Annotated in this window: 3 protein-coding genes and 1 pseudogene; 1 reads left to right on the top strand and 3 read right to left on the bottom strand. The window is 66.8% G+C overall.

Annotated elements, in window-relative coordinates; genetic code table 11:
• Positions 1-198, bottom strand: a pseudogene (locus JOY90_RS22510) (hypothetical protein); the annotation flags it as partial.
• 35 nt (positions 199-233) lie between these two features.
• Between JOY90_RS22510 and JOY90_RS22505 the strand changes: the two are divergent.
• Positions 234-1,106, top strand: coding sequence for a MarR family winged helix-turn-helix transcriptional regulator (locus JOY90_RS22505; protein WP_291693315.1), 873 nt, complete (start codon positions 234-236; stop codon positions 1,104-1,106).
• A 140-nt stretch (positions 1,107-1,246) separates the two neighbouring features.
• Here JOY90_RS22505 and JOY90_RS22500 read toward each other — a convergent pair whose 3' ends face one another.
• Positions 1,247-2,194, bottom strand: coding sequence for an ABC transporter substrate-binding protein (locus JOY90_RS22500; protein ID WP_291693314.1), 948 nt, complete (start codon positions 2,192-2,194; stop codon positions 1,247-1,249).
• 101 nt (positions 2,195-2,295) lie between these two features.
• Positions 2,296-3,203 (bottom strand): ribose ABC transporter permease (locus tag JOY90_RS22495; RefSeq protein ID WP_291693313.1); only part of this gene is annotated, 908 nt, incomplete at its 5' end.

The following is a 3,203-nucleotide window of genomic DNA, read 5'->3' as shown; positions in this document are numbered from 1 at the left end:
AGCCCCGCGCATGAACTGGTTGCGGATCCAGCCGGGATCGCGCACGGTCTGGCTCACGCCGGGCGCGCCGTCGATGCGCAGCGCGATCAGCGCAGGCGCTTCGCTGCGCAGCGCCTTCTCGGCGAGCCTGTCAAAGTCCTCCGCGGTCTCACGGATACCAACATCGTCCTGGTCTGATGCGCGATGGGGCTGCGGCATTGACAGAGCATATTATCTGACTAAAGTCAGATAATATGCTGACCCCGGTCTCCCGCGTCCGCCGCTTCAACCGCGCCGTCACCTCGGAGGTCGGCGCGCTCGACAGCTCGTTTCTCGGACGCGGGCGACCGCTGGGCGCGGCGCGGGTGCTCAACGCGATCGGCCAGGGGCGGGGCGATGTCGCGGAGCTGCGCGACTATCTCGGCCTCGATTCCGGCCTCATGAGCCGGCTGCTGCGCAGCCTGGAGGACGAGGACCTGGTTGCGACCACGCCGCACCCGGACGATGCGCGGCGGCGCATCGCGAAGCTCACCAGGGCCGGGCGGCGCGAGTGCGAGGCCTATGAGGCCATCTCCAATTCACAGGCCGAGGCGCTGCTGGTCCGCCACAGCAGGCCCGAGGTGCTGCTGGCCGCCATGGACCTGATCGCGGCCGCGTTCGGGCGGAGCCGGATCAGGATCGAGCAGGTGAATCCGAGCGGAGAGGAGGCACGCTATTGCCTCGGCGAATATTATGGCGAGCTCTCGCGCCGCTTCAAAGGCGGTTTCGAGGTGTCGCTGTCGCGCGATCCCGACGCCGCCGACATGATGCCGCCGCGCGGCGCGTTCTTCGTTGCGATGTCGGACGGCCTGCCCCTCGGCTGCATCGGACTCAAGGGAAGCGAGAGCGGGTTCGCGGAGATCAAGCGATTATGGGTCGCGCCTTCGGCGCGCGGGCTGGGCCTCGGCCGCCGCCTGCTTGAGGCAGCCGAAGCAGCCGCGCGAAACCTGTCGGTCAGCATCCTTCGCCTCGACACCAACAGCGCCCTGCCGGAGGCCAGCCGGCTCTATCGCGGCACCGGCTGGACCGAGATCGACCGCTTCAACGACGATCCCTATCCGGACCTGTTCTTCGAGAAATGCCTTTAGCCGGACTTCCGCAGGGGTGGACTGAGCTTCGCCAGCGCCCGAAGAGCGAAGGCGAAGCGTGCCCACCATTTCACGACAGGGTGGGTTACGCGGCGCCTTGCTCTTCGGGCGAACGCGCCGCTAATCCACCCTACACCTACCTATTGCGAGCGGTCCGAGGTCCAGCCCTTGTACTCGGCGACGTTGTCCCGGGTGACGAGCTTGGAGGGCAGCAGCTCGGTGGTCGAGGCGGGCTTCTGGCCGTTGAGCAGGCCGACGCCGAGCTGCACGGCGCGGCGCGCCATGAAGAACGGGTCCTGCGAGGCGGAGGCCTGGATCTGCGGCGATGCCGGGTCCTTCAGCGCGGTCTCGATGTCGGGCGCGCCGTCGACCGCGGTGATGATGATGCCGCTGCGCTGCTGCTGCCGCGCGGCGAGATCGGTGCCGATCGCCTGCGGATCGTTGATGGCGAAGATGGCGTCGATCTTCGGGAAACGGGTGAGATAGCCCTGCGCCACGGTCAGGCCGCCCTCGCGCGAACCCTTGCCGTCCTGGTCGCTGGAGAGCACCTTGAGGTCGGGATGTTTGCCGAACACGTTCTTGCAGCCGGTGACGCGGTCGATCACCGCGGAGACCTGCGGCCCGTTCTCGATGATCACGTCGCCCTTGCCGCCGAGCTTGTGGACGATGTACTGGCAGGAAATCTCGCCGGCCTGGACGTTGTTGGTGGTGACGATGGCATCGGCGCCCTCGGCCGCGGTGTCCACCGCGACCACGATGATGCCGGCGGCCTGCGCCTTCTTGATCGCCGGCCCGATCGCCTTGGGGTCACCCGGGTTCAACAGGATCAGGTCGACGCCGGCGGCGATGAAGTTGTCGATCTGGGTGACCTGCTTGCCGAGATCATATTCGAAGCCGACGGTGGTGATCTTCACATTGGCATTGGTCTTCTTGGCCTCGAACTCGGCGCCCTTCGACAGCGCGACGAAGAACGGGTTGCCCATCGAGCCCAGCGAAACGCCGATCGATTTCAGCTCCTTGGCCGCGGACGGCGCGGTGCTCAGGGCGAGCGCCATCACGGCGCCGGCAAACGAGATCGTCTTCAACATGGGCTTCCTCCCTGGTCCGTTGTGGTTTCCCCCGGCACGGCGGACCAGCAGCCGCAGGGGACGCCATTGAGGCGGTATTGAATCTCGCGCGATGTCGTCTTTCAAGTGCGGGCAGAGCCTTGCAGTCGATAGCGGTCGAGCGCCACGGCGCCGATGATCACGAGCCCCTTGATCACATATTGCCAGATATCGGACACGCCGACGAGGATGAGGCCGTTCGACAGCACGGCGATGATCAGCGCGCCGACCAGCGTTCCCCAGACCGAGCCGATGCCGCCGACGAAGGAAGTGCCGCCCAGGATCACCGCGGTGATGGCATCGAGCTCGTAGGACTGGCCGAGCTGCAATCCGTTGGCGGCATAGAGCCGCGCGGCCTGCATCGCGCCGCCGAGGCCGGCCAGGAGTCCCGATACGCCATAGACGAAGATCAGCACGGCCCAGACCTTGATGCCCGCGAGCCGCGCCGCGCTCTCGTTGCCGCCGACCGCATAGATGTGGACGCCGAGCACGGTCCGCCGCAGCACCAGCCATGAGATCAGGATGACCAGCAGTGCGATCACCGACAGCCAGGGAATCGAGACCACACCGGGAATGAGCGTCAGCGACGCATTGCCGATGAAGGCAAAGGGAATGGAAGGATTGAACACGGTGGTATCGGCGCCGAGCAGGCGGGCGAGGCCGCGCACCGCGGTCAGCGAACCGAGCGTGACGATGAAGGGCGGCAGCCGCAGCAGCGCGATCAGGGCGCCGTTGATGACGCCGAAGCCGAGGCCGGTCAGGACGGCGGCCGGCAGCCACAGCCATCCGAATTCGGGGAGCTTCGAGAGCGTCAGCCCGGCCATCGCGGAGGCGGCGAGGATCGAGCCGACCGAAAGGTCGATGCCGCCGGTGAGGATGACGAAAGTCATGCCGGCTGCGAGCACGGTGTTGACGGCGGCCTGTTGCAGCACGATGCCGAGATTCTGGCCGGTGAAGAAGCGGCCGTCGGAGAGGAAATGGAAGCCGATGC

It is taken from the genome of Bradyrhizobium sp., assembly GCF_019242285.1.
GTDB lineage: Bacteria > Pseudomonadota > Alphaproteobacteria > Rhizobiales > Xanthobacteraceae > Bradyrhizobium.
Note: the sequence above shows the minus strand (reverse complement) of the source record. Positions and strands in the feature narration are given on the sequence as shown.